The 25,258-nt window shown below is 58.7% G+C and carries 28 protein-coding genes; 20 read left to right on the top strand and 8 right to left on the bottom strand.

The window, feature by feature from the left end; all coding sequences use genetic code 11:
* The first annotated feature begins 116 nt into the window (after positions 1 to 116).
* Positions 117 to 503 (top strand): MerR family transcriptional regulator, encoded by a 387-nt coding sequence (locus ACZ25R_RS13320; RefSeq protein ID WP_105733149.1) that lies wholly within the window; start codon positions 117 to 119, stop codon positions 501 to 503.
* Positions 504 to 685: 182 nt separating this feature from the next.
* Here the strand turns inward: ACZ25R_RS13320 and ACZ25R_RS13315 are convergent, their stop codons facing one another.
* Positions 686 to 1,660, bottom strand: coding sequence for a heparan-alpha-glucosaminide N-acetyltransferase (locus ACZ25R_RS13315; RefSeq protein WP_472461230.1), 975 nt, complete (start codon positions 1,658 to 1,660; stop codon positions 686 to 688).
* A 214-nt stretch (positions 1,661 to 1,874) separates the two neighbouring features.
* Between ACZ25R_RS13315 and ACZ25R_RS13310 the strand changes: the two genes are divergently transcribed.
* A complete protein-coding gene (locus ACZ25R_RS13310) occupies positions 1,875 to 3,074 on the top strand; it encodes an MFS transporter (RefSeq protein WP_403173723.1) in 1,200 nt (399 codons plus the stop codon).
* Here the strand turns inward: ACZ25R_RS13310 and ACZ25R_RS13305 are convergent.
* Positions 3,069 to 3,788, bottom strand: a complete 720-nt coding sequence (locus ACZ25R_RS13305) for a DUF599 domain-containing protein (RefSeq protein WP_464660191.1) — start codon at positions 3,786 to 3,788, stop codon at positions 3,069 to 3,071. The genes ACZ25R_RS13310 and ACZ25R_RS13305 overlap by 6 nt on opposite strands.
* Positions 3,789 to 4,372: 584 nt before the next feature.
* Between ACZ25R_RS13305 and ACZ25R_RS13300 the strand changes: the two genes are divergently transcribed.
* The 3 genes from ACZ25R_RS13300 (at position 4,373) to ACZ25R_RS13290 (ending at position 7,996) form a co-directional block, all read left to right on the top strand.
* Positions 4,373 to 5,773: an L-serine ammonia-lyase gene (locus ACZ25R_RS13300; RefSeq protein WP_472461229.1), complete on the top strand. Its 1,401-nt coding sequence runs from the start codon at positions 4,373 to 4,375 to the stop codon at positions 5,771 to 5,773.
* 155 nt (positions 5,774 to 5,928) lie between these two features.
* Positions 5,929 to 7,458, top strand: a complete 1,530-nt coding sequence (locus ACZ25R_RS13295) for a nucleobase:cation symporter-2 family protein (RefSeq protein WP_472461228.1) — start codon at positions 5,929 to 5,931, stop codon at positions 7,456 to 7,458.
* A 103-nt stretch (positions 7,459 to 7,561) separates the two neighbouring features.
* Positions 7,562 to 7,996 (top strand): DUF1489 family protein, encoded by a 435-nt coding sequence (locus ACZ25R_RS13290; RefSeq protein ID WP_105732907.1) that lies wholly within the window; start codon positions 7,562 to 7,564, stop codon positions 7,994 to 7,996.
* 10 nt (positions 7,997 to 8,006) lie between these two features.
* On the opposite strand, the gene ACZ25R_RS13285 is transcribed toward ACZ25R_RS13290, so the two are convergent.
* Positions 8,007 to 8,276: a hypothetical protein gene (locus tag ACZ25R_RS13285; RefSeq protein ID WP_464660197.1), complete on the bottom strand. Its 270-nt coding sequence runs from the start codon at positions 8,274 to 8,276 to the stop codon at positions 8,007 to 8,009.
* 48 nt (positions 8,277 to 8,324) lie between these two features.
* The gene (locus tag ACZ25R_RS13280; protein WP_464663247.1) at positions 8,325 to 9,785 is read right to left on the bottom strand and encodes an SPOR domain-containing protein; all 1,461 of its coding nucleotides are present in this window, start codon (positions 9,783 to 9,785) and stop codon (positions 8,325 to 8,327) included.
* A 173-nt stretch (positions 9,786 to 9,958) separates the two neighbouring features.
* Here ACZ25R_RS13280 and ACZ25R_RS13275 point away from each other — a divergent pair, with 173 nt between their 5' ends.
* The 6 genes from ACZ25R_RS13275 (at position 9,959) to ACZ25R_RS13250 (ending at position 15,502) form a co-directional block, all read left to right on the top strand.
* Entirely contained in the window at positions 9,959 to 10,291 is a 333-nt protein-coding gene (locus tag ACZ25R_RS13275) for a phasin family protein (RefSeq protein WP_464660199.1), read from the top strand.
* Between the two features lie 186 nt (positions 10,292 to 10,477).
* Positions 10,478 to 10,831, top strand: coding sequence for an ATP-dependent Clp protease adapter ClpS (gene clpS, locus ACZ25R_RS13270; RefSeq protein ID WP_105733146.1), 354 nt, complete (start codon positions 10,478 to 10,480; stop codon positions 10,829 to 10,831).
* 6 nt (positions 10,832 to 10,837) lie between these two features.
* A complete protein-coding gene (clpA, locus tag ACZ25R_RS13265) occupies positions 10,838 to 13,312 on the top strand; it encodes an ATP-dependent Clp protease ATP-binding subunit ClpA (protein WP_346308441.1) in 2,475 nt (824 codons plus the stop codon).
* A gap of 183 nt (positions 13,313 to 13,495) precedes the next feature.
* Positions 13,496 to 14,137: an AzlC family ABC transporter permease gene (locus tag ACZ25R_RS13260; RefSeq protein WP_472462488.1), complete on the top strand. Its 642-nt coding sequence runs from the start codon at positions 13,496 to 13,498 to the stop codon at positions 14,135 to 14,137.
* Positions 14,134 to 14,484 carry an AzlD domain-containing protein gene (locus ACZ25R_RS13255; protein WP_223615043.1) on the top strand — a complete coding sequence of 117 codons (351 nt, stop codon included), beginning with the start codon at positions 14,134 to 14,136 and terminating at the stop codon, positions 14,482 to 14,484. Before ACZ25R_RS13260 ends, ACZ25R_RS13255 begins: the two co-directional genes overlap by 4 nt.
* 79 nt (positions 14,485 to 14,563) lie before the next feature.
* Positions 14,564 to 15,502, top strand: a complete 939-nt coding sequence (locus ACZ25R_RS13250; RefSeq protein ID WP_464660206.1) for a phosphatase PAP2 family protein — start codon at positions 14,564 to 14,566, stop codon at positions 15,500 to 15,502.
* Here the strand turns inward: ACZ25R_RS13250 and ACZ25R_RS13245 are convergent.
* The 4 genes from ACZ25R_RS13245 to ACZ25R_RS13230 form a co-directional block, all read right to left on the bottom strand.
* Entirely contained in the window at positions 15,499 to 15,933 is a 435-nt protein-coding gene (locus tag ACZ25R_RS13245; protein WP_472461227.1) for an HIT family protein, read from the bottom strand. The genes ACZ25R_RS13250 and ACZ25R_RS13245 overlap by 4 nt on opposite strands.
* Before the next feature lie 250 nt (positions 15,934 to 16,183).
* Positions 16,184 to 17,368, bottom strand: coding sequence for a GNAT family N-acetyltransferase (locus ACZ25R_RS13240; RefSeq protein ID WP_472461226.1), 1,185 nt, complete (start codon positions 17,366 to 17,368; stop codon positions 16,184 to 16,186).
* A gap of 115 nt (positions 17,369 to 17,483) precedes the next feature.
* Positions 17,484 to 18,203, bottom strand: coding sequence for a glycerophosphodiester phosphodiesterase (locus tag ACZ25R_RS13235; RefSeq protein WP_472461225.1), 720 nt, complete (start codon positions 18,201 to 18,203; stop codon positions 17,484 to 17,486).
* A gap of 2 nt (positions 18,204 to 18,205) precedes the next feature.
* Positions 18,206 to 18,670, bottom strand: coding sequence for a RidA family protein (locus ACZ25R_RS13230; protein WP_403173757.1), 465 nt, complete (start codon positions 18,668 to 18,670; stop codon positions 18,206 to 18,208).
* A gap of 120 nt (positions 18,671 to 18,790) precedes the next feature.
* Between ACZ25R_RS13230 and ACZ25R_RS13225 the strand changes: the two genes are divergently transcribed.
* From ACZ25R_RS13225 to ACZ25R_RS13185, 9 genes are all read left to right on the top strand, one after another.
* Positions 18,791 to 19,615, top strand: coding sequence for a cell envelope integrity EipB family protein (locus ACZ25R_RS13225; RefSeq protein ID WP_472461224.1), 825 nt, complete (start codon positions 18,791 to 18,793; stop codon positions 19,613 to 19,615).
* Between the two features lie 77 nt (positions 19,616 to 19,692).
* Positions 19,693 to 19,920, top strand: a complete 228-nt coding sequence (gene relB / locus ACZ25R_RS13220) for a type II toxin-antitoxin system RelB family antitoxin (RefSeq protein ID WP_105732895.1) — start codon at positions 19,693 to 19,695, stop codon at positions 19,918 to 19,920.
* Complete coding sequence (locus tag ACZ25R_RS13215; RefSeq protein WP_464660215.1) at positions 19,904 to 20,170, top strand: type II toxin-antitoxin system RelE family toxin; 267 nt, start codon at positions 19,904 to 19,906, stop codon at positions 20,168 to 20,170. Before relB ends, ACZ25R_RS13215 begins: the two co-directional genes overlap by 17 nt.
* Positions 20,171 to 20,362: 192 nt before the next feature.
* The gene (gene rpsB / locus ACZ25R_RS13210) at positions 20,363 to 21,157 is read left to right on the top strand and encodes a 30S ribosomal protein S2 (protein ID WP_223615036.1); all 795 of its coding nucleotides are present in this window, start codon (positions 20,363 to 20,365) and stop codon (positions 21,155 to 21,157) included.
* A 117-nt stretch (positions 21,158 to 21,274) separates the two neighbouring features.
* Complete coding sequence (tsf, locus tag ACZ25R_RS13205) at positions 21,275 to 22,198, top strand: translation elongation factor Ts (RefSeq protein ID WP_346306826.1); 924 nt, start codon at positions 21,275 to 21,277, stop codon at positions 22,196 to 22,198.
* 101 nt (positions 22,199 to 22,299) lie between these two features.
* A complete protein-coding gene (gene pyrH / locus ACZ25R_RS13200; RefSeq protein ID WP_472461223.1) occupies positions 22,300 to 23,022 on the top strand; it encodes a UMP kinase in 723 nt (240 codons plus the stop codon).
* 57 nt (positions 23,023 to 23,079) lie between these two features.
* Entirely contained in the window at positions 23,080 to 23,640 is a 561-nt protein-coding gene (frr, locus tag ACZ25R_RS13195; protein ID WP_105732890.1) for a ribosome recycling factor, read from the top strand.
* 40 nt (positions 23,641 to 23,680) lie between these two features.
* The gene (locus tag ACZ25R_RS13190) at positions 23,681 to 24,400 is read left to right on the top strand and encodes an isoprenyl transferase (protein ID WP_472461222.1); all 720 of its coding nucleotides are present in this window, start codon (positions 23,681 to 23,683) and stop codon (positions 24,398 to 24,400) included.
* Positions 24,397 to 25,248, top strand: coding sequence for a phosphatidate cytidylyltransferase (locus ACZ25R_RS13185; RefSeq protein WP_472461221.1), 852 nt, complete (start codon positions 24,397 to 24,399; stop codon positions 25,246 to 25,248). The genes ACZ25R_RS13190 and ACZ25R_RS13185 overlap by 4 nt, the downstream gene beginning before the upstream one ends.
* Positions 25,249 to 25,258 lie beyond the last annotated feature (10 nt).

Genomic DNA, 25,258 nt, shown 5'->3' with positions numbered 1-25,258 from the left:
TCCCGGCATTTGAGACTAACGTTCATTTATGCTAACAAAGGTACAATTGACTTTTACGTAATTGCGTGGCCAAACATCCATGTGAAATAGTAAGAAAAATCAGAGCAATGTCTGTCATGCGCGAATATTATTCCATTACTGAGCTGACGCGGGAGTTCGGCGTTTCCACCCGGACATTGCGCTTCTATGAGGATGAGGGGCTGATCCACCCCGTCCGCCGCGGGCGCACGCGCCTGTTCCGGCCATCGGACCGGCATCTGCTCAAGCAGATCCTGCGCGGCAAGCGGCTCGGTTTTTCCATCGCGGAAATCCACGAGATCGTGCAGATGTACCGCGAGCCGCCGGGAGAAATGGGTCAACTGCACCTGTTGATGAAGCGCGTCGAGGAAAAGCGCGGCGACCTGCGGCAGAAGCGCCGTGACATCGAGGAAACCCTGGCCGAACTCGATCAGGTTGAAGAAGCCTGCATCGAACGGCTGGCGGAACTGGGCGTTAATACCTGAGAGCTGGTAATATCCTTCTGCATGGTTCGTGCTGTGTGGTTCGATAAGCTCACCATGAGGGTGGTGGGTTGGCTGTATGCCAATCGCGAACGTCGCGGAATAAGGCTCCCCCGCAACTCTCGACCTTCCTCATGGTGAGCTTGTCGAACCACGCACACTGCAACTGCCGATGAAAATTTCGATCAGGGCTGCATCGCTTCCTGCGTGCACATGCCGGTGATGTCCTGTATCTGCGGGTCATTGTCCTGGTTGCGCTTGCCCGTATAGACATCATCGAAAATCTTCTGGGTCTCCAGCTGACCCACCGTGCAGGTGCAAAAACGTTCGCAGAACGCCCTGTCATTGTCCACCGAGCAGCTACGGGTGCATTCCCGGTCGAAAACCTCGTGCGGTGTAAGCGTGGCTGGTGGAAACACCTGCGCGATCAGGAAAACGCAGCTGATCAGCACCGGCTGATGGATCAGATAGAACGCCAGGCTATGCTGGCCGATGAACCGCAATCCCCAGTCGAGCCAGGCCGGACGGATGGTTCCGGCGAAAATGCGCATCCGGTCGAGGTGCAGCATTGTCTTGGCGAGGGCCATGCCCGCCAGGACCGGGCCGAACCACGGGAAAATGGGCACGTAATCATTGGAACGGATGGGCATTTCCGACAGGCCGAGCGGCCAGAGCGCCGGTGCGTCGAATGCAGCGGAGGTCAGGTAATGCGGTGCGGCGATGACGGCCGCGGCTGCGGCAGCGATGACAATGGCGGGAAGGCGCAGAAACAACAGGCCGAGCACGCTGGCGGCGGCAATCTCATGCAGGATGCCGAAGAACACAAAACTGTCCGGCGTGATGTACCGGGTGACGAGGGTGATGGCGAGGGATGCCGCAACGATCTGCGCCAGGCGGATGCCGAAAGAGCGCCAGCGGATACCGTTGCGATGGGCCAGCACGAGGCTGAAACCGACAAGCACCAGAAAGGTCGAGGCAATGATGCGGGCATAAAGCTTCCAAGCGCCATGGCCCGTGGTGCCGGGCTCCATGTAGCCGAAGAACTCGAAATCCCAGCCCGTGTGATAGGTCGCCATGGCAATGAGCGCGATACCGCGCAGCACATCAAGCCTGCCGAGACGGGATTTGGCGGGCGGGGCAAGCGTCTCGGTCTGGCTCATGCGGGAATCTCGATGATTGCAACTCCTGACAGGCTAGGGGAGTTGCAACACAAAATCCATGTGTTTCCGGCACGCATCACGCCGCATATTTCGCACTTGTTTCAAAGGTTTCTGCGAAACAGACATATAATGTCGCTTGATTGACTGCTATCCATGGTTTCGCGCTCCAATGTCAGGGGGCGCTCGAATCAGCATTTCCCCGATAGCCAAGCCAGTGATCAATCAAGTTCGCCATCCCATCTGGATCAGCACGGCCAAACGTCCGACAGCCCGGGTGTTTGCGATCCTGTTTGGCATCGAGTCGATGGCCCGGGCGATCATCACCAGCGTGGTGCCGATCCAGACCTACGACCTGCTGCAGAGTGAACGCAGCGTCAGCATCCTCTACACCTGCATGTCGATGCTGGGGCTGATGGTCACCCTGTCGATTCCGCTGCTGATCGTCCGCATCCCGCGCCGCTGGGTCTATACGGCCGGCGCCACCTCGCTGATCCTGGGCTGCTGCGCCTTCGCGCTCGACACCGTGCCGGGGCAGGCGGCGGGGCTGTTCCTGCGCACGTTCGGGGCAGGTGCACTGTCCATCACGCTCAGCCTCTACATCATGGACCATATCAAGAAGGGCGAACTCGTCCGCGCCGAGTCCGTGCGCATGGCGACGGCGACCTTTGCCTGGACGGCCGGGCCGTTCCTCGGCGTCTTTCTCTACAGCACCATCGGCATGATCGCGCCGTTCCTGTTGTCGATCGGCTTTTCCCTGCTGCTTCTGACGCTGTTCTGGTATTTTCGCCTCAGCGACAATCCCGCCCTGCAGAAGGGGCCGAGCCGGGCCGCCAATCCGATTGCCAATGTCCGGCGGTTTGTCGCGCAGCCACGGCTGCGGCTCGCCTGGCTCATCGCGTTTTCGCGGTCGTGCTACTGGAGCACGTTCTTCGTCTACGGGCCGATCCTGATGGTGGCGACGGGCCAGGGCAAGCTGGCGGGCGGCCTGCTCGTCTCCCTCGGCAACCTGTTCCTGCTGGGATCGATCCTGTGGGGCAAGGTCGGCATGGCCAAGGGGCTGATGCGGACGATATCAGGCGTTTTCATCCTTCTGGCCATTGCGCTGGCCGGCGCCGGGCTGGCGGGTGAGAAATTCCCGATGATCGCGGCGCTCATGCTGCTTGCCGGGGCGTTTTTCTGCGTTGCGCTGGATACGCTGGCCTCGACCACCTTCATTCGCGCGGTTCACCCGCACGAACGGGCGCAGATGACCTCGGTCTACCGGACCTATCTCGATTTTTCCGAGCTCCTTCCGGCATTCTTCTATTCGATCATCCTGACATTCTTCAGCCTTGGCGCGATCTTCATCGCCCTGGGCACGCTGATGGTCTTCACCGCCGTCGTCGTCTGGCGCTATCTGCCGCGCAGCCTATGAATCCGCATTGGCATTGTTGCGCATCAGCGCGTCGCGGGCATTGGAGAAGAACTGACGGCGCAACAGCACAACCGCCACAAGGCTCGTCGTGATCATGAACAGCAGCGGATCGAGAAACCATCCGAGATAGCCGATGGAAAAGAAGATGCCGCGCAGTCCGCTGTTGAAGTGCTGGCCGGCCAGGATGTTGATCTCCGCCGCCCGGTTGACGCTGACAATGACCTGCGGATCATCCGGCGCCTTGTCGCGCGCCATGGGCACGCCGCCAATCAGGATCGAGCAGTAGTTGAACAGACGGTAAGCCCAGGCGAATTTGAAAAAGGCATAGGCGAAGAGCACCAGCAGACCGAGAACCTTGGTTTCAAACAGCCGCTCGGTCGTCTCGCCGAGGAAGGGGATATCGTGGAACAGCGTGACCACCCGGCCGGATGAATTCAGCAGGCCGAAACAGCCACCGATGGCGAGAATCGATGTTGACGCAAAAAAGCCGGTGCCCTGCTGCAGGCCGATCATGATGCTGGTGTCGATCATGCGCAGTTCGCGGCTCGACATGGTGGTCATCCATTGCCGCCGGGCGAGATTCATTTCCGATGTCAGCGAGCGCCGGTTGAGAAATCCCTTGTCCGTGGTGCGCGAATAGAGCACCCACACGCCAAAGAAATAGACAAGGGCCAGCGCATCGAGCCAGTAGGACATAAAGCGTGCGGGTTCCATGCGGGCTCTCTCGGTGTGAGGCAAAGACGTGCACAAACACATGACTCAGTTTGCAGATTCACTCAACACGAATTTACCCCAATCGTAAACGGCGCAGCGCGCTGAAGCTTTCTTTAACGCATTGAAATCATTGAAGTCATGCGGCCAGAACAACGCAGCCATGCGCCGCGCCGCCCTGATTTTGCCATCTTTGGCGTTGCGAAGGACGGCATGGACGGATATACCCGCGTTCCCAGGGAGGGAGCGTTTCGACAGAATCGTGTCCTTCCGAGAGCAACAGGGAAATACAAAATTCATGGACGATAGCGTTCAAAAGTCCTGCTGGGGCATCACCGCCTGGGCAGTTGTCGGTTTCGCAGTGATCATGCTGGTGACCTATCTCATCGCGATGCACTGATAAAAAATCAGGCTCCAGTCCAGTTGAGCCGGAATAAATTTCTGATGGAGGGGTGCAGTGCGTCTGCACCCTTTTTCTTTGGTCCGGCATGTCGTAGAAACACAACGCTAGGTCGGTGGCTGGCTTCGGCTTATGTCTTGGAGCAGCCATTATAGCGCGATGCAATTTCACTGTTTGAGGTAGCCGGATGTTCCTGTCGGTTTTCGATCTTTATAAAATCGGCATTGGTCCTTCGAGTTCCCATACGATGGGCCCGATGACCGCCGGCAGCCTGTTCCTCGAAGAGTTGAAGAACGGGCAATGGCCACGCCCGACCGGCGTGAGGGTGGATCGCCTGCGCGTGCATCTGCATGGATCGCTGGCGTTCACGGGCATTGGTCATGCGACGGACCGGGCGGTGATCCTTGGCCTCTGCGGCCTTCTGCCCGCGACGGTCGATCCCAACCAGATGGATGCGCTGCTTGAGACCGTCAAACAGGAAAAACGTATTCGTCCCGAGGGGCATCCCGCCTACCGCTTCGATCCGGCAACCGATCTGATCATGGACCGCAGGACGCCGCTGCCGGGGCATGCCAACGGCATGGCCTTCGAAGCCTATGATGCGGATGAACGCCTGCTTCTGCGCCGCATCTTCTATTCGATCGGCGGCGGCTTCGTCGTCACCGAGGAAGAGCTGGAAAGCGCGAAGACCCGCACCGCACCAAAACCCGAACATCCCGTGCCGTTCCCGTTCAAGAACGCGGCCCAGATGCTGGCCATGAGCGCGGAGAGCGGGCTCTCCATCGCGGAAATGAAACGCCGCAACGAAGAAGTCTTCATGAGCCGGGATGAGCTCAACGCCGGTCTTGATCGCATCTGGTCGGCCATGCGCTCCTGCATCGATCGCGGGCTGGAGCAGGAAGGCATCATGCCGGGCGGCCTCAAGGTCAAGCGCCGCGCCCGTTATCTGCATGACCGCCTGCAGGAGGAATGGCGGCAGAACCGCATGAATCCGCTGCTGGCCAATGACTGGCTGTCCGTCTACGCCATGGCGGTGAACGAGGAGAACGCTGCCGGCGGACGCGTCGTCACCGCGCCGACCAATGGCGCTGCGGGCGTGGTTCCCGCTGTGCTGCGCTACTATCTGCATTTCCATGACGATGCCGACGCGGATGGTATTCGCGATTTCCTGCTGACATCGGCGGCCATTGGCGGCGTCATCAAGCACAATGCCTCGATATCAGGCGCGGAAGTCGGCTGTCAGGGCGAGGTGGGCTCTGCCTCGGCCATGGCGGCGGCCGGGCTCGCTGCCGTTATGGGCGGCAATGCCGCGCAGATCGAGAATGCGGCTGAGATTGCGCTCGAGCACCATCTCGGCATGACCTGCGATCCCGTGGCCGGTCTCGTCCAGGTTCCCTGCATCGAGCGCAATGCGCTGGGCGCGGTCAAGGCGGTGACGGCCGCATCCCTGGCGATCAAGGGGGATGGCACGCATTTCGTGCCGCTCGACGCCTGCATCGAAACCATGCGCCAGACCGGCAATGACATGAACGAGCGTTACAAGGAAACCAGCCTTGGCGGTCTTGCGGTCAATGTCGTGGAGTGCTGAGATTGATTGAACCGGCGCGTGCAATACCCGCACGCAGCCGAAAACACTTTCAATAAATCAGATACAGTCAAATCCCAAAAAGCTGCCATAGTTTTCCTCCCGCCCGATCAGCAATGTTTGGTTGGGCTGCATAAAGGTATTGGGAGGACACTACCTTGGCATCACGATTGAATGAAAATACGCCAGAGGACCGTCCGGAGGACGAGAATCTGGGGCTGGCGGCCAATATGGCCTATGGCTTTCAGCATGTTCTGACCATGTATGGCGGCATCATTGCCGTTCCGCTGATCCTTGGCCAGGCGGCAGGGCTGTCATCGAACGACATCGGCCTTTTGATCACCGCGTCGCTGTTTGCCGGCGGGTTGGCGACAATCCTACAGACGATGGGCCTGCCCTTTTTCGGCTGCCGTTTGCCGCTCGTTCAGGGCGTGTCGTTTTCCGGCGTGGCGACCATGGTCGCCATCACAGGCAATGGCGGCATCGAGGCGGTGCTGGGCGCCGTCATGGTCGCCTCGTTCATCGGCCTGCTGATCACACCGGTCTTTTCCAGGATTACCCGGTTTTTCCCGCCATTGGTCACCGGGATCGTCATCACCACCATCGGCTTGACCCTGATGCCGGTTGCCGCGCGCTGGGCGATGGGCGGCAACAGCAAGGCGCCGGATTTCGGCAGCATGGCCAATATCGAGCTGGCGGCGGTGACCCTTGTCATCGTGCTTTTGCTCAGCAAGGTCGGCAGTGCCCGGATTTCACGGCTGTCGATCCTGCTGGCCATCGTCATCGGCACCCTGATTGCGCTGGCATTGGGCATGACCGACTTCTCCAAGGTGAGCGAAGGGCCGTTCATCGCCCTGCCGACGATCTTTCAGTGGGGGTATCCGACCTTCCAGGTGGCAGCCATCATTTCCATGTTCATCGTGATCATGGTCACGCTGGTCGAAACATCGGCCGACATTCTGGCGGTTGGTGAGATCATCGAGACCAAGGTGGACTCGCGCCGTCTCGGCGATGGTCTGCGCGCCGACATGCTGTCGAGCCTGATCGCGCCGGTGTTCGGCTCATTCACGCAGAGCGCCTTTGCCCAGAATGTCGGGCTGGTTGCGGTGACCGGCATCAAGAGCCGCTATGTGGTGGCGACAGGCGGCGTGTTCCTCGTCGCCCTGGGTTTGCTGCCCGTCATGGGACGCATCGTTGCGGCGGTGCCGAGTGCCGTCCTTGGCGGCGCGGGGCTCGTGCTCTTCGGGACCGTGGCTGCCAGCGGCATCCGCACGCTGTCCAAGGTCGACTATGCCAACAACATGAACCTCATCATCGTCGCGACGTCGCTGGGGTTCGGCATGATCCCGATTGCATCGCCGAATTTTTACGATCATTTCCCCACATGGTTCGCCACGATCTTCCATTCCGGCATCAGTTCGGCCGCGCTCATGGCGATTGCGCTGAACATCGTGTTCAACCATCTGACCGCGGGCAATTCGGACCAGCAGTCGGTCTTCGTCGCCGGTACCGAGCGGGTGCTGCGCTATCAGGACATCGCGCAATTGCATGACGGCGACTATTTCCTCAACGGCAAGCTCTATGACGCCAAGGGCGTCGAGGTGCCGGTCGTTGCGGCGGACGTTCATGCCCCGGCGGTCAAACGGCAACCGGGCGGCGGGGCGGCCATACCCGCAACCGGTCACTGAGACTTTCGCCGGCGGGCGGCATCGCCATGCTTCCCGCCGGCGCTTTGTGGAGAACCCGCCGGTTTCGGTTGACCTTGCCGCCTGAAAGCGTCAAATCTCCTGCATGGCTCTCAATCTCGTCAAACTTTGTGTCGGCTGCACTGCGATCGAAGATCTCGCGGCGTGGATCGATTTTCGCCTGGATGAGCGCAGGCGTGCCGGCCTGTCGCCCGAACAGTTCCATACGACGCGCATGGTTCCCAAGCGCGTGGAGGAATTGCTGGCCGGTGGATCGCTCTACTGGGTGATCAAGGGCAACATCCAATGCCGCCAGATACTGACGGACATTCGCACCTTCACCGATGACGAGGGGATTTCACGCTGCCATCTGGTGCTGGATCCGCGCATCATCGCGACGGAATGGCAGCCGCGGCGGGCATTCCAGGGCTGGCGCTATCTGACAAGCGAGGATGCACCGGCTGATGAGGGGCAGGGCAAGGGCCGGGCCAAACTGCCGCCGGAACTGCGCAACGAACTGGCGTCGCTGGGGCTGCTCTAGATCCGAACTCTCAGGAAACCTTGAGGCGGACTGCGGTCACGCCATTGTGACCGGCGGTGCGGATGTGCAAGCGCACGGCAGGCATGGCCGCGCGGCGCGTTCTCGCCGCCTGGCACAGCAGCACGTTCACCAGGTCCATCGTCTTGAACGCTGCGTTGCCGCGCCGCAGATCGGCAAGGCGCTGCGCCGCCTGCTGCAACGCGTGCATACCGCCAAAGAGCGACCGGGATTCCTTGCCGGCAGCACCGGCAGAACCATGGAAATCATTGACACTCGACATTCGCAAAACCCTCAACTCTGTACAAACTGGGTCTTTCAGATCACTGCCTTACGATTGGGGCGCAATTGCAAAGCAGTGGTAGTTTTGACGCTTCAGCGCGGTGCAGGCATTGTTTGCAGCCTTGGCTGAGGCAATGCCGGCAAAGCGGGCGCGGTAATAGGTTGCCGAACCCTTCTGGAATTTTTCGGTGTAGGGCGACAGGGTGGCAAGCGAACCGCCGACTTCTGATGCCGCGCGGGCAAGGATCGCCTTGGCTTCGTCGGCACTGCCCATCGACCCGATCTGCACCATCCAGCCGCTGGCCGTACCCTTGTCCGAAGCCGAAGCGGTGGTGACCGGATCGACCTCTGCCTCATCGTCGGATTCGGCTGCCGCAGCGCGTGCGGTCGGGGTCGGAACGGTCAGGATCTGCGCGGCTGGCGACTGGGCCGGGGCGGAGGCATAGGCCGTCACGACATTGCTGGTTTTCGCAACGACTTCCGCACGCTGTGTCGGCATCGGCGCATCGTCGTCTTCAGGCAGTTCGACGGCTGCAACCTGAACCTTGCTGTTCTTGCGCGAGGCCAGCAGATTGCCGCCGTCACGGCGCGAGGCGCCGGGCAGGTACTGTTCGATCAGCTTGGCCATCTGCGCATCGCGGGCGCCGCCGCTGGTGCCGCCCATCACGACCGCAACCATCTTCTTGCCGTCGACATTCACCGACGAAACGAGGTTGAAGCCGGAATCGCGGGTGTAGCCGGTCTTGATGCCATCAACACCGCGCACCTTGCCGAGCAGGCGGTTGTGACCGGCGATGCGGCGGCCGCGATAGCTGAAGCTGCGGGTGGAGAAATAATCATAATATTGCGGGAAATGCTCGCGCAGGGCGATGCCGAGCAGGGCAAGGTCGCGCGCCGACGAGCGCTGCTGCGGATTGGGCAGGCCCGAGGCGTTGCGGAAGGTGGTGTTGCGCATGCCGAGCTGGCGCGCCTTGTTGGTCATCATCTGGGCAAAGCGCTGTTCCGAACCGCCGAGATATTCGCCGATGGCCGTCGCCGAGTCGTTGGCCGATTTGGTGATGACGGAGAGAATGGCCGCTTCCGCGCTGATGGTCTGGCCGGGCTTGAAGCCGATCTTTGTCGGCGGCTGGCCGGCGGCATAGGCGGAAACGGGAATGGGTGTCGACTTCGAGACCTTTCCGGCTTCCATCGCTTCAAACAGCATGTACAGCGTCATCATCTTGGTGAGGGACGCGGGAAAGCGCTGGGCATCGGCATTGGACGAGTAGAGCGTCTTGCCGGTGTTGGCATCCACCACGATGGCCGATGCCTTCGAGGATGCTTCTGCCCTGGGTGTCTGTGTCAGGCCTATTCCGGAAGCGAGCGCCAAAGCCAGGAATGTATGGGTAAGTCTGGTAAAAAGTCTGGAACCTTGGCGGGCTGGATAAAGCACAATCAACACCTGCTCATACTGAAGCGTATATGGAATTTGACTGACGTAATGTTTCGTCAGGTACGGATCGTCGAACATTACCCGCAACAGCGTTACCAAACTGTTTATGGTAACCGGAATGTTCACGAATTCCGCGGCATTGCGTTGTTTAAAATTGTCGGAAATTATTGCAATGCACAAAAAAATTGACTTTTTGTGCAGTGCACACTAAATACGGCTACGCAGAAATTTAATCCATGGAAGGATTTATCATGGCCAGCCCATTCGAAACTCTGAGTGAATCCAGCAAGGAATTCGTCAACAACTCGATGAAGAGCGTTTCGGTCCTGTCGCAGGGTTTGCAGACAATCGCCAATGAAGCGGCTGAATATTCGAAGAAGTCCTTCGAAGACGGCACGGCACTTGTTGAAAAGCTCGGCACGACCAAGTCGGTCGAACAGCTCTACGAAGCGCACACCGCATTCTCCAAGAAGGCCTATGAAGCCTTTGTTGCCCAGGCAACCAAGTTCGGCGAACTCTATGCCGACCTCGCCAAGGAAGCCTACAAGCCCTACGAGGCGGCAGTTGCCAAGGTTACCAAATAAATCCAGCCTTATTGGCGGCTTGCGAAAGGTCCGGTTGCGCGTGCAACCGGACTTTTTTTATTTGCGCGCCCGAAAACGGGCCGAGTGATATTGCATGCTTTGTGAGAGGGCTTAAAATCAGCGCGTTGCGACCTACATAGAATGCACAGGGCAACACATGACCACCAAATGCGGGTATTGGAAGAGATGAAGCGGTTTGCACCAACAATGCAAGATGAAGACAAAGGCAGCGGCAATGGCCCCGGCCGGGGAACGGCTGTCATCACACGTACCAAGCCTAAGCTGAAGAAGCCGAGTCTTTACCGGGTGTTGCTCCTGAATGACGATTACACCCCCATGGAATTCGTCATTCATGTTCTGGAACGCTTTTTCCAGAAAAACAAAGAAGATGCCACACGCATCATGCTTCATGTGCATAATCATGGAGTCGGAGAGTGCGGCGTCTTTACCTATGAGGTCGCGGAGTCCAAGATGACCCAAGTCATGGACTATGCGCGGCAAAACCAACATCCGCTACAATGCGTGATGGAGAAAAAGTGAGGTTTCATGCCATCTTTCTCACCTAGTCTGGAGCGGGCCCTCCATCAGGCGCTGACAATCGCGAACGAGCATCATCATGAATATGCGACGCTGGAGCATCTGCTCCTCGCACTCATCGATGATCAGGACGCGAGCAGTGTCATGCGCGCCTGCAATGTTGACCTCGCACAGCTGACCCGCACGGTGACCGACTATGTCGATCACGAACTGGACAACCTTGTCACCGGGTATGACGAGGATTCAAAACCAACTGCCGCGTTTCAGCGCGTCATCCAGCGCGCCGTTATTCACGTTCAATCCTCCAACCGTGAAGAAGTCACCGGCGCCAACGTTCTCGTCGCTATTTTCGCCGAGCGGGAAAGCCATGCGGCGTTCTTCCTGCAGGAACAGCAGATGACCCGTTACGACGCGGTCAACTACATCTCCCATGGCATCTCGAAGCGCCCCGGCGCATCCGAGCCGCGCACCCCGCTGGGTACGGAGAGCAACAATGAAGAAAACCACGCTTCCGAGTCGGAAGAGGGTGCAACGAAGAAGAAGCAGGACGCCCTGACGGCCTACTGCAACAATCTGAACGACCGCGCGAAAGCCGGCAAGATCGATCCGCTGATCGGCCGCGATCAGGAAATCAACCGGACGATCCAGATTCTGTGCCGCCGTTCCAAGAACAACCCGCTTTATGTGGGTGATCCAGGCGTGGGCAAGACAGCCATCGCCGAAGGTCTTGCCAAGCGGATCGTCGAAGGCAAGGTGCCGTCGGTCCTGGCCGACGCCACGGTGTTTTCGCTCGATATGGGCACATTGCTGGCCGGAACACGCTATCGCGGTGATTTCGAAGAGCGTCTGAAGCAGGTCATCAAGGAGCTCGAAGAGTTTCCGGGTGCGATCCTGTTCATCGACGAGATTCACACGATCATCGGTGCCGGAGCTACGTCGGGCGGCGCAATGGATGCGTCGAACCTCCTGAAGCCGGCGTTGTCGTCCGGTGCGATCCGCTGCATCGGCTCGACGACGTACAAGGAATTCCGCCAGTTCTTCGAGAAGGACAGGGCGCTTGTCCGGCGGTTCCAGAAGATCGACGTCAATGAGCCGTCCATCCCGGATGCCATCGAGATCATGAAGGGTCTTCGCCCGTATTTCGAGGACTTTCACAAGGTCAAGTACACGGTGGAAGCGATCAAATCGGCGGTGGAACTGTCGGCACGCTATATCAACGACCGCAAATTGCCCGACAAGGCAATCGATGTGATCGACGAGACAGGTGCCAGCCAGATGCTGCTGCCGGAAGGAAAGCGCAAGAAGTCCATCGGCGTGAAGGAAATCGAGGCAACCATTGCCACGATGGCCCGCATCCCGCCGAAGACGGTGTCCAAGGATGACGAAGCGGTTCTGTCCAATCTCGAGGCCGAACTGAAGCGCGTCGTTTACGGTCAGGACCTTGCAATCGAAGCTCTGTCCTCCTCGATCAAGCTGGCCCGTGCCGGCCTGCGCGAACCGGAGAAGCCGATCGGCTCCTACCTGTTCTCGGGTCCGACCGGCGTCGGCAAGACCGAAGTTGCCAAGCAGCTGGCGCTGTCGCTCGGCGTGGAACTCCTGCGTTTCGACATGTCGGAATATATGGAGCGTCACACGGTTTCGCGCCTGCTCGGTGCACCTCCCGGCTATGTCGGTTTCGACCAGGGCGGTCTTCTGACCGATGGCGTCGATCAGCATCCGCATTGCGTGCTGCTGCTCGATGAAATCGAAAAGGCCCATCCGGATCTGTTCAACATCCTGTTGCAGGTCATGGATCACGGCAAGCTGACGGATCACAACGGCAAGCAGATCGATTTCCGCAATGTCATCCTGATCATGACAACCAATGCGGGTGCTTCCGATGCCGCACGTTCGGCCATCGGCTTCGGCTCCTCGCGTCGTGAAGGCGATGACATGGAAGCGATCAACCGGCTGTTCACGCCGGAGTTCCGCAACCGTCTCGATGCCATCATTCCGTTCGGTCCGCTACCGATCCCGGTCATCCATCAGGTGGTCCAGAAATTCGTCATCCAGCTTGAGGCACAGCTTGCCGATCGCGGCGTGACGTTTGATCTGAAGCCTGAGGCAATCGCTTGGCTGGCCGAAAAGGGTTACGACGACCGTATGGGCGCCCGCCCGCTCGGCCGCGTCATTCAGGAGCACATCAAGAAGCCGCTGGCTGACGAAGTGCTGTTTGGCAGGCTGAAGAAGGGCGGTACCGTTGTCGTCTCGGTTGCCGAGAAGGCCGACGGTTCCAAGGGTCTCGTGCTTGACTATATCGCCGACGAAGTGGCGGTGAAGCCGAAGCAGGAAATCGCGGTCGAGAAAAAGCCGGTGGCGAAGAAGAAGCCTGCACCGAAGAAGCCGATACTTGAAAAAGTGACGGCCGGTCCCTCCATCGCCGACGAGCCAACGCCGCCATCGCGCGGCAAGGCATCAGTGCCCAAGGTGCCGCGCAAGAAGTAACGAAAAGGCCGCCTCCGGGCGGCCTTTTTCTTGCTGGCATGGCAGGATCGGGCTATCGGTTGAATCATGGGCGATTCCGAATTTTCTTCATCACAGACGCCGGCAGACGACACCGTGAGAACGCGGTTCTCCTGGTTTCTGTCCGGCATGGCGATGATCTTCAGCATCCCGGCCTTCATTCTGATGACGGCGCATGTGGGCTTTGCCGGTTTTGCCAGCGAGAATGGCGTGTCGCTGCTGCAGGCAACCTTCATGGTCGCGACGATCTGGGCGCTTCCGGCCAATATCGTCCTGATCGGCGCAATTTCCGGCGGTTATTCGCTGATAGGGGCGGCGGTTGCGGTCACCCTGTCGTCGATCCGTCTCATGCCGATGGTCGCCGCCTTCATCCCGGAAATGCGCGGGCCGAAGACGCGCAGGATCACGCTGCTTTTGCTGTCGCATTTCATTGCCGTCACCGCCTGGGTCATGGGCATGGAGCGATTCCGCCACATTCCGCGCGATATGCGCGTCAGCTACTTCGCCGGGCTCGGCATCACGCTGACCGTGACCAACTCGCTCGTGGTGGCACTGGTCTATTTTCTGTCGACGGATTTTCCGCCGATTGTTTTCGCCGCGCTGTTCTTCCTGACGCCGATGTATTTTCTGACGTCGCTGTGGGGATCGGCGCGCGACCGGTCTGTTCACGTGGCTATGGTATCGGGCCTCGCGTTGTTCCCGCTCATTCATCACCTGGCAGCGGCCTATGATCTGCTGCTGACGGGCTTTGCCGGCGGCGCGGTGACGATGGGCTATGTGCGGTGGGCGAGGGGGCGCGCAGCATGACCTGGCATAGCCTGACCGACTGGTGGTGGCCCTATCTCTTCATCCTGCTGGCGGGCTGGCTGCCCACGGATATCTGGCGCTATCTGGGTGTGCTCATCGGCGGCCGCGTGCGCGAGGATTCCGACGCGCTCATCGCGGTGCGTGCCGTTGCAACGGCGCTCGTTGCGGGTGTCATCGCCCAGCTCATTCTCTATCCCAGCGGGGCGCTGGCCGAGTCCTCGGTGTTCCTGCGCATTGGTGCCGCCGCTGTCGGGTTTCTGGCTTATCTGCGCCTGGGCCGCCATGTGATCGTCAGTGTGATCGCGGCGGAGATCGTCTTGATAATAGGGCTTTTTCTCAATTTTTAGCTTTGATTAAGCCAATCGCTTAACGGGATAAACATCCCCGCTCTCTAGGTTTGCCGGAGTGCTCGTGCGGGGAGTTCAGATGAGGTCGAAGAGTCAGACCCTTTGGAAAGCATTGATCGTTGCCGGAATACTGCTGATCGACGCGGTGTGGATTGCCGTGTCTGATTTCCGGTTCGACACTTTCAGTGCCTTGAAGGCGGTCGTCCTGACGGGCCTCTGCAGCATCGTGGCCTATATCTATCATGCAAAGCGGCCGGTGCGTCATCTGAGTGTGATGTGCGTTGAAACGGCGATTCTCATGGCCTTCAGCGCTGCCGCGGCGGTACTGAGCTATCTGGTGACATCGCTTGATTTTCCCTCCGTTGACGTGCCGCTTATGCGCCTTGACGCTCTGCTTGGCTTCGACTGGCTCGCCTATGCGCAATATGTTGGCGATCACCCCTGGCTGGGTCTGTTGTTCTCGATCACCTATCTGACGACGTTGGCTCAAGTCGCCTGCGCCGTCATCATTCTCGGCGTGATGGAGGATGCGAAAAGGGCGCAGCACTTCGTTGCAGCCGTCATGGCGGGCGCCCTTGCGTGCATCCTGATTTCGGCGGTTCTGCCTTCAGCCGGAGCATTGGCGACAATCAAACCCGCCGATGCCATTTGGAAAATACACAGGCCGGTGGTGGATCTCGCCTACAAGCAGACCTTCTTTGATCTTCGCTCCGGTGTTGATCAGTGGATTTCGTTCTACTCCATGAAAGGACTGATCGCATTTCCGTCCTATCACGGGACCCTCTCGGTCCTGCTGGTGCTGGCTTTTTCCGGTGTCCGGTTCTGGTTTCTGCCGATCCTGATATTGAACACCATTATCCTGATCGCCACGCCGATCGAGGGAGGACATCATCTCGTCGATGTCATCGCAGGCGTCGGCGTGGCGCTGATATGCTGGTACGGTACCGGCCTGCTTTACAAATCGGGCCGTGCTGTCGCCGCCAGAACGATCTCACGTCCTGCCATGGCGACAGCCTAAGCGGCCTGTGCGAGCGCCTGTCTGATTTTGTCAGCGTTGGCGGCGAGCACGCCGTGATCTTCCATCTGACCCGTATGAGGCTTCAGTGCAATGCCTTCAAAGCGTGGAATAATATGGAAATGCAGGTGGAAAACCGTCTGGCCCGAGGCCGGTTCGTTGAACTGGCTGACCGTCACGCCATCCGCGTCAAAGGCAGTCTTGACGGCGCGCGCAAGCTTCTGCGTCGTGGCAATGGCGGCCGCGAGGCTGGCCGGTGCGGCATCGAGGATGTTGCGCGAGGGCTGCTTGGGTATGACCAGGCAGTGGCCTTTGCCCTGCGGCATCACATCCATGAAGGCATAGGTGTCGGCATCCTCATAGAGCTTGTGGGACGGAATCTCGCCGCGCAGGATTTTTGCGAACACATTGTTGTCGTCATAGGTCTGGCTCATGGGGCACCCGTCTTTCCTGAATGATGAATCGGATGTTTGCCATGTGCTAGTGGTCCGATTCTGACATTTGCAACCCCTTTGATACAAGCCATTCTGGCAAATGTCAGAATCAAAGGACCACTAGCAAGCATATAATTCTAGTGGAACTTTGAATTTGACATTCGCATGTTGCAGATGATGTCAAATGGGATGCGAATGTCAAATTCGTTCCACTAGCGCAAGGTCAAGCGTGCCCGGACAAATGGTGTGTTCAGCAGTCGGATTTCTTGAAGGGGGCGTGTTCGTTCAGCACGTCGCTCATCAGCGCAACGTCATTGCGCTCGTGCTCGAGAAAACCGGCGACGGCGCGGCGCAGGCCCTCATGCGCGATATAGTGGGCGGAATGGGTGGTGACCGGCAGATAGCCGCGCGCCAGCTTGTGCTCGCCCTGGGCGCCTGCCTCGACCACATGCAGCTTGCGTTCAATGGCAAAATCGATGGCCTGATGATAGCAGACCTCGAAATGCAGGAACCGGTGGTCCTCGATGCAGCCCCAGTGGCGGCCAAAAAGCCGGTCGGAACCGATGAAATTGATGGCTCCGGCGATGTAGCGGCCGCCGCGCCGCGCCATCATCAGGACGATGTCGCCGGGCATGCGCTCGCCGATCAACCGGTAGAATTCCCGATTGAGATAGGGGCGGCCCCATTTGCGGTTGCCGGTGTCCGTATAGAAGGTGAAGAAGTCGTCCCAGACCGGTTTGGTCAGGGCGCTGCCGGTGAGGCGGTCGATGGAGATGCCATCGGCCAGCGCTTCGCGCCGTTCGCGCTTCAGGGCCTTGCGTTTGCGCGCGGCAAGACTGTCGAGAAAATCGTCATAGGTTGCATAGCCTTCGTTGAAGAAGTGAAACTGCTGATCGATGCGATGCAGGAAACCGGCTTCGTTGAATGCCGGCAGATCGTCTGTATTCACAAAGGTTGAATGCGCGGATGAAACCCCGAGCTGTCCCGTGAGCTGCCGCAGGCCATTGGCAAGCGCGGCCCGGACAGCCGGACCGTCCCAGTCCCGATGCACAAGCAGGCGAGGGCCCGTTGCGGGCGTGAAGGGAATGCTGGCCTGTAATTTGGGATAATAGCGCCCGCCGGCCCGTTCGAAAGCATCCGCCCAGCCATGGTCGAAAACATATTCGCCTTGGCTGTGGCCTTTCAGATAGCACGGCACCGCGCCGATGACGGTTCCAGCGGCATCCTCGAGGCGCAGGAACTGCGGCAGCCAGCCGGACTTGCGGTCGACGCAGCCGGAATCCTCAAGGGCGGAGAGAAAGGCGTGCGAAACAAACGGATTGTAACCGGGCGTGCCGCTCGACGTTCCCGAGAGCTGCGACCATTCCTCCGGCGTAAACGCGCCGATTCCATCGCCGACGCGCAAGGTAAACTCGCCCTGATCAAGATTTGACATTGCTGAACTTGGTTTCCTGACGTTGCCGGCAGGATGAAAGTCGCCTCGCTGCCTCTGATTAAACTAGGTATTCCACCCGGCGATACAAGAGGCAGCGCGGCATGACCGCCGTGTTTCAAACGGCGCGGGGATCGAAGCCCTCGAACGTAATCTGATCCACATGCGCATCGCTCCTGGCCTTGTCAGCGGGGCTGCGCACCGTCCATGAAATGACGGGCAGGCCGAGCCTGCCCTTCACGAAGCCGACAAAGCGGTTTTCCAGATGATGGACATTGTAGGAGACGAAATCGATATCATGGGCGAGCATGGAGAAATGCGCCTCCAGATCGCTGTCATCGAGACCCTCCGCCGTGAGCCCGGCCGGGATCCCCGGAGCGTCCCTGCCGAACAGCCGGATGAGGTGATGGTCGAACGACATGATGGCGGCATTGCCCTCATACCCGGCCAGATCCTCCGCGACTGCCTTGACGAGACCATCGTCCCTTCCCGGAATACCCTTCAATTCGATGACGATCGGCACGCGGCCGGTAATGAGCTTGAGCGCCTCAGCGAGTGTTGGCACGTGGTCCTTTGTGCCGCCGACCCGCAACGCGGCGGCGTCGGCCACCGTGACATCATGAATGTTGCCGGGCTTTGCAACCAGACGATCCAGCGTGCCGTCGTGAAACACCAGAGCCTTGCCATCCGCCGAGAGATGCACATCGCATTCGATGGCAAAGCCGGCACTTGCCGCCGCATCAAAGGCTGAAAGCGTATTCTCCCAGCGGGATTTGTTGAGGTCATGCAATCCGCGATGGGCAATGGGCGTCTTTGTCAGCCATTCCAGTGATGCCATGATCAGCGGACCTCGATGATCGCTTCGATTTCAACCGGCGCATTCAACGGCAGCACCGCTGTGCCCACGGCGGAACGGGCGTGGCGGCCCTTGTCGCCCAGCACGGCCACGAGCAGGTCGGACGCACCATTGGCGACGAGGTGCTGTTCGGTGAAATCCTTCGAGGAGGCGACAAACACCGTGATTTTCACGATACGCTCGATCTTCTCGAGATCGCCGAGCGCGGCCTTTGCCTGGGCAAGGATATTGATGGCGCAGGCCTTTGCCGCTTCCTGGCCCTGCGCCAGATCGACATCAATGCCGAGCAGGCCGGTGTGGACCAGCTTGCCCCCGGCCAGCGGCAATTGCCCCGAGGTGAGAAGCAGCGAGCCGCTGCGTGCGAAGGGCACATAGTTTGCGGCCGGAGCGGCGGCTACGGGCAGGGTAATTCCAAGGTCGTTTAGACGGCTGTCGATGGTGCTGGTCATTGGGTTTCTCATCCTTCTCATGCGGAATCGCAAGTGATTGTGAATGAAGTTGCGATTTTTGCCTCGCTTCCGCCAAGAGTTTTTTTAATATGGCCATTCGAAAACTGGAGAATCTTGTCAATGCGTCTATTCCCCGTCCTCGTTTTCAGCCTGAGTGCCCTTGGTCTTTCCGGATCGTCGATGGCTCTCGCTGCTGGAACAGCGACTCTCGTACCACACCGCGCCATTTATGATCTCAAGCTGGATAACGCGCAGGAAAGCAGTGGTATCACGGGGCTGACAGGCCGCATGGTATACGAATTCAATGGTTCGGATTGTGAAGGTTACACGACAAATTTTCGCTTTGTGACGCGCGTCGACATGGAAGAACAGCCTCAAAGGGTGACCGACCAGCAGACCACCACGTTCGAGTCGGGTGACGGCGCCAAATTCCGTTTCGTCAACAAGACATTTGTCGATCAGAGCCTGACCAAGGAAGTGCGCGGCGATGCGCTTCTGGACAAGGACAAGACAGAAATCTCCCTTACCAAGCCGGAAGCGAACAAGGAAAATCTCGAGCTTTCGCAGTTCCCGACACGCCACATGCAGGAATTGATCGAGAAGGCGATCGCCGGGGATGTGTTCTACCAGACAAAACTGTTTGACGGCTCCGAGGATGCCGACAAGGTCATGGCGACGACGGTGGTTATCGGCAAGGCCGCTCCCGGTGATTCCGATGACGAGACGAAGAAGATGGGCGCGCTCGAGAAGGAAAACACCTGGCCGGTTTCCATCGCCTATTTCGACGATACTGACAAATCGGAAGGCCTGCCCAGCTACCGCATCAATTTCAAACTCTATCGCAATGGCGTGACCCGCGATCTCAAGATGGATTACGGCGATTTCTCCATGACCGGCAAGCTCGTCAATCTGGAGCTTTTCGATGCGCCGAAGTGCACGAAGTAGAGGATGAAATCTCCCATTCTTGAATTTTCGCGATAAAGTGAATACATTGAATGCAGTGAATACAACCGGCGGCAATCATGGCGACATCTATCCGTTTAACTCCTGAAATCGAACAGAGACTGGATACCCTCGCGTCCAAGACCGGCCGGAGCAAAGCATTCTATTTACGCGAAATTATCGAGAATGGCCTGGATGACATGGAAGATTACTATCTAGGCCTTGGCGTTCTCGAGCGGATACGCAAAGGAGAAGAGCGCGTTTACTCCTTGGATGAAGTGGAACGCGATCTTGGTTTGGCAGATTGAGCTATCTGCTACCGCCGCAAAGCAACTGGCAAAACTTGATCGACATGATGCAAAGCGAATTGCTGCGTTTTTGCGAGAACGTCTGGCTTCAGTCGACGATCCTCGGCAATTGGGCAAAGCGCTGACGGGGCCGCTTGGCGGTCTTTGGCGCTATCGAGTCGGAAACTACCGCATCATTTGCGACCTGCAGGGAAAACGGCTTATTATTTTGGTTCTTGAGATTGGCCATCGCGGAGCCATTTATCGATAACGCGACGGTGAAACCTGTGAAAATAGCCTTTTCTCACCGTAGCTCTTGCGTTTGCCGGTAATATCCATTAACAGCCGCTTCATTCCACACACGGGATTTGGGTTGATATCGGGAGAAATCCGATATGGCCTCCGGTGGCGGGTTTCCCGCCTCTTTCCTGTGGAGGTTAAACCGGAAAAGGAAAACTAAGAGATGGCATTGCCTGATTTCAGCATGCGTCAGCTCCTCGAAGCTGGCGTTCACTTCGGCCACCAGACACATCGCTGGAACCCGAAAATGGCACCATACATTTATGGTGACCGCAACAACATTCACATTCTCGATCTGGCCCAGACTGTTCCGCTGCTTCACCGCGCGCTGCAGAAGGTTTCGGACACCGTAGCCCGTGGCGGCCGCGTTCTGTTCGTCGGCACCAAGCGCCAGGCTTCGGACATCATTGCCGATGCGGCAACCCGTTCGGCCCAGTACTACGTCAATGCCCGCTGGCTCGGCGGCATGATGACCAACTGGAAGACGATCTCGAACTCCATTCAGCGTCTGCGCAAGCTGGACGAACTTCTTTCCGGCGAAGCACAGGGCTTCACCAAGAAGGAACGCCTGAACCTCGATCGTGAACGCGAAAAGCTCAACCGCGCCCTCGGCGGTATCAAGAACATGGGTTCGATCCCGGACCTGATCTTCATCATCGATACCAACAAGGAAGCGATTGCCATTCAGGAAGCCAAGCGTCTTGGTATTCCGGTTGTAGCCGTTATCGACTCCAACTGCGATCCGGACCAGATCGACTTCCCGATCCCCGGCAACGACGACGCCTCGCGCGCCATTTCGCTCTATTGCGATCTGATTGCCAAGGCTGCCCTCGATGGCATCCTGCGTCAGCAGGGCTCGCTCGGCATCGATATCGGCGCCCAGGACGAAGCTCCTGTCGAGCCAGCGCTCGAAGAGCCGGCACCGGCTCCTGCACAGGACGGTGAAGCCTCCGCTTGAGGCTTCATATACCCGTCGTAACGGGTGACTAAAAACAATTGTATTGGCGCATGACGCGCCGCAAAGTTGGCATGCTGGTTTCCCCAGTATGCCTTCGCTTTGAGAAGAGGCGACATAATGAGCATTTCTGCATCACAGGTAAAAGAACTCCGCGAAATCAGCGGTGCCGGCATGATGGACTGCAAGGCAGCCCTGACCGAAACCAATGGCGACATGGAAGCTGCCGTTGACTGGCTGCGTGCCAAGGGCATTTCCAAGGCCGACAAGAAGGCCGGCCGTACGGCTGCCGAAGGTCTCGTTGGTGTTGCAACCAACGGCAAGAAGTCGGTTATCGTTGAAGTCAACTCCGAAACGGACTTCGTTGCGCGCAACGACGCGTTCCAGGACATCGTTCGCAACGTTGCGACGGTTGCTCTTGGTAGCGATGGTTCCACGGCTGCCGTTGCTGCTGCGACCTATCCGGCAACCGGCAAGTCCGTTGTCGACACCATCAAGGATGCGGTTGGCACAATCGGCGAAAACCTGTCTTTCCGCCGGTCTGCAGCGCTCAGCGTTGGTGAAGGCGTTGTTGCAACCTACATCCACAACGCCGTTTCCGATGGTCTCGGCAAGCTTGGTGTTCTCGTTGCCATCGAAACAGCCGGCAATGCCGATGCTGCCAATGCATTCGGCCGCCAGGTAGCCATGCATGTTGCGGCAACCAACCCGCTGGCTTTGACCGCCGCTGAAGTCGATCCGGCTGCCGTCGAGCGTGAAAAGGCGGTTTTCACCGAATCTGCACGCCAGTCCGGCAAGCCAGACAACATCATCGAAAAGATGGTCGAAGGCCGTCTGCGCAAGTTCTATGAGGAAGTTGTTCTTCTCTCGCAGGCTTTCGTCATCAATCCCGACCTGACTGTCGAAGCCGCTCTGAAAGATGCGGAAAAGGCAATCGGCGCACCGGCCAAGATCACTGCATTTGCCCGTTTTGCTCTGGGCGAGGGCATCGAGAAGGAAGAGACCGATTTCGCAGCGGAAGTTGCAGCAGCTGTGAAGAAGTAATTTCACAACTGACGAAATCAGAGGGCATCGCGTGACAACGCGGTGCCCTTGGTGTATCCGGGCTTCGAATATCTGAAATGCACGACTCTGCGGGAGGTCTTATGGTTGGTACGGCTGTCTATAAACGCGTTCTACTGAAAGCCTCCGGTGAAGCCCTCATGGGCGATCAGGGTTTCGGTATCGACGTTGCGGTTGCCGACCGTATTGCCAGTGATATTGCCGAAGCGCGGGCGCTCGACGTTGAAGTCGGGGTGGTGATTGGCGGCGGCAATATCTTTCGCGGTGTCGCTGTCGCGTCCAAGGGCGGCGACCGGGTCACCGGCGACCACATGGGCATGCTTGCCACGGTGATCAATTCACTGGCCTTGCGCACCTCCCTCGTCAAGATCGGCATAGACACCGTCGTCCTCTCCGCCATTGCCATGCCTGAATTGTGCGAGACGTTCTCGCAGAGACAGGCGACAGCCTACATGGACATGGGGAAGGTCGTGATTTTTGCCGGCGGCACGGGCAATCCATTCTTTACGACAGATTCGGCCGCAGCGTTGCGCGCAGCCGAAGTGGGCGCCGATGCCCTGTTCAAGGGCACGCAGGTTGACGGCGTTTACACCGCCGATCCCAAAAAGGACCCCAGCGCCGTCCGCTTTGAGCGACTTACCCACAAGGAGATGCTCGATCGCGGCCTTACGGTGATGGATACAACAGCCGTGGCCCTTGCGCGCGAGAACAATATCCCAATAATTGTCTATTCAATCCACGAAAAGGGTGGTTTTGCCGAAATTCTGCAGGGCAGAGGACGCGCGACAATCGTTTCCGACGATTGACCCGCCAACCTCGCAGGGGCTGACCAGAATAACGGAAAGAATATAGGAGCGTTGAATATGAGTGATGCACTCGATTTGAATGACCTGAAGCGCCGTATGGATGGTGCCGTGCAGGCATTGAAACATGACCTCAATGGCCTGCGGACAGGCCGTGCATCGGCGAGTTTGCTGGAGCCGATCACCGTCGAGGCCTATGGTTCGCATATGCCGCTGAACCAGGTCGCCAACATCACCGTGCCCGAATCACGCATGCTTGCCGTCTCGGTCTGGGACAAGTCGATGGTTGGCAAGGTCGAGCGTGCCATTCGCGAGTCGGGTCTTGGCCTCAATCCGATCACCGACGGCAACAATCTGCGCATTCCCTTGCCGGAACTCAACGAGCAGCGCCGCAAGGAACTCGTCAAGATTGCCCATCAGTATGTGGAGCAGGCGAAAGTTGCCGCCCGCCATGTGCGCCGCGATGGCATGGACGAGTTGAAAAAGCTCGAAAAGGATGGCGCGATCAGTCAGGATGACAACCGCGTTCTTTCCGAAAAAGTACAGAAGCTGACGGACGAGACCATTGCCGAAATGGACAAGGTTGTTGCAGTCAAGCAGACGGAAATCATGCAGGTTTAGTCTGTTTTTAGCCCGTTAATACCACCGGAGGTTGAATGCCATGTCCAATCCGCGCCACATTGCCATCATCATGGATGGAAATGGCCGTTGGGCAAAAGCACGTGGCCTGCCACGCACCGCCGGTCACAAGGCGGGCGTCGACGCGCTGCGCGAGACCATTCGCGCCGCCGGCAAAATGGGCATTCCGTACCTGACCCTGTTTGCGTTCTCATCGGAAAACTGGTCGCGCCCGCGATCCGAAGTGTCTGATCTGATGGGCCTGCTCAAGCTGTTCATCCGGCGCGATCTGGCTGATCTGCATCGCGAGAATGTACGCGTGCGCATCATTGGCGAGCGGGAAGGCCTGGCGAAGGATATTCGCGCCCTCCTGACCGAAGCGGAAAGCCTGACCGAGAAAAACACGGCACTGACGCTGATCATTGCCTTCAACTACGGTTCGCGCAATGAAATCACCCGCGCGGTGAAGGCGTTGGTATCTGACGTCGCAGCGGGTGTTCTGACGCAGGACGAGGTGACCGCCGAGGCTATCGCTGAGCGGCTCGATACGGCGGGCATTCCGGATCCGGATCTGATCATTCGCACCAGCGGCGAGATGCGGCTGTCGAACTTCCTGCTCTGGCAGGCGGCCTATTCGGAGTTCATGTTCCTGCCGTGCTACTGGCCGGATTTCAAATCCACCCACCTGGCGGAAGCGATCGAAACCTTCCACATGCGCGAGCGGCGCTTTGGCGGCGTCAATCAGCAGGAAATAGCTCTGTGACGGCATCGGGGCCATCCGCACCGGACAAGGGCACCGGCCGTCTCAGCAATCTGCATATACGAACCCTCAGTGCCGTTGTCATGATTGCAAACGCCGTCGCCCTGACCTGGGTTGGCGGCGTGCCATTTGCGCTCATGGCCAGTGCCATCGGTTTGGGTGTTTTCTATGAATGGCATGCCATAACGCTGGATCGCTCCAGTCCGCTGACCCGCGGCATTGCCTGGGCCTGCCTGCTCGTGGTGCTTGGACTTTTGCTGCTGTCGCACAATGGACTTTTGATCATCGGCATATTGCTGGCCGGAGCCGTGCTGACGGCAGTGCTGGGTGGACGGCAGTCCGGCCTGTGGCCGGCGATCGGTCTGCTCTATGCCGGATTTCCGGCCATCGCGCTGACATTCGTGCGCGGCGACACCGGGGATGGCTTTGCCGCTGTTCTGTTCCTGTTTGCCGTTGTCTGGTCGACCGATATCTTCGCCTATTTCAACGGACGGGCACTGGGCGGGCCAAAACTGGCTCCGCGTTTCTCGCCGAATAAAACCTGGTCAGGCGCCATTGGCGGCGCTGCCGCGGGCGTGGCTGCCGGTGTGGCCTGCGCAGCCTTCATTACCCCGGCCGGCGGTGTGCCCATTCCGCTCATCGCCTTCGTGCTGTCGGTGACCGCGCAGATCGGCGATCTCGGCGAATCATGGGTCAAACGGAAATTCGGCGTCAAGGATTCGGGATACATGATCCCCGGTCACGGTGGCGTGATGGACCGGGTGGATGGACTTGTAGCCGCAGCGGCATTGCTGTACCTCATCGGGGCAATTCTGGTGAAGCCGGAAACGCCTTACGACATTCTTTTCTAGCAGGCTGAGC

The organism is Phyllobacterium sp. RCAM01083 (assembly GCF_055685835.1).
The sequence above is the reverse complement of the archived record's forward strand: the minus strand, read 5'-3'. Positions and strand labels throughout refer to the sequence as shown.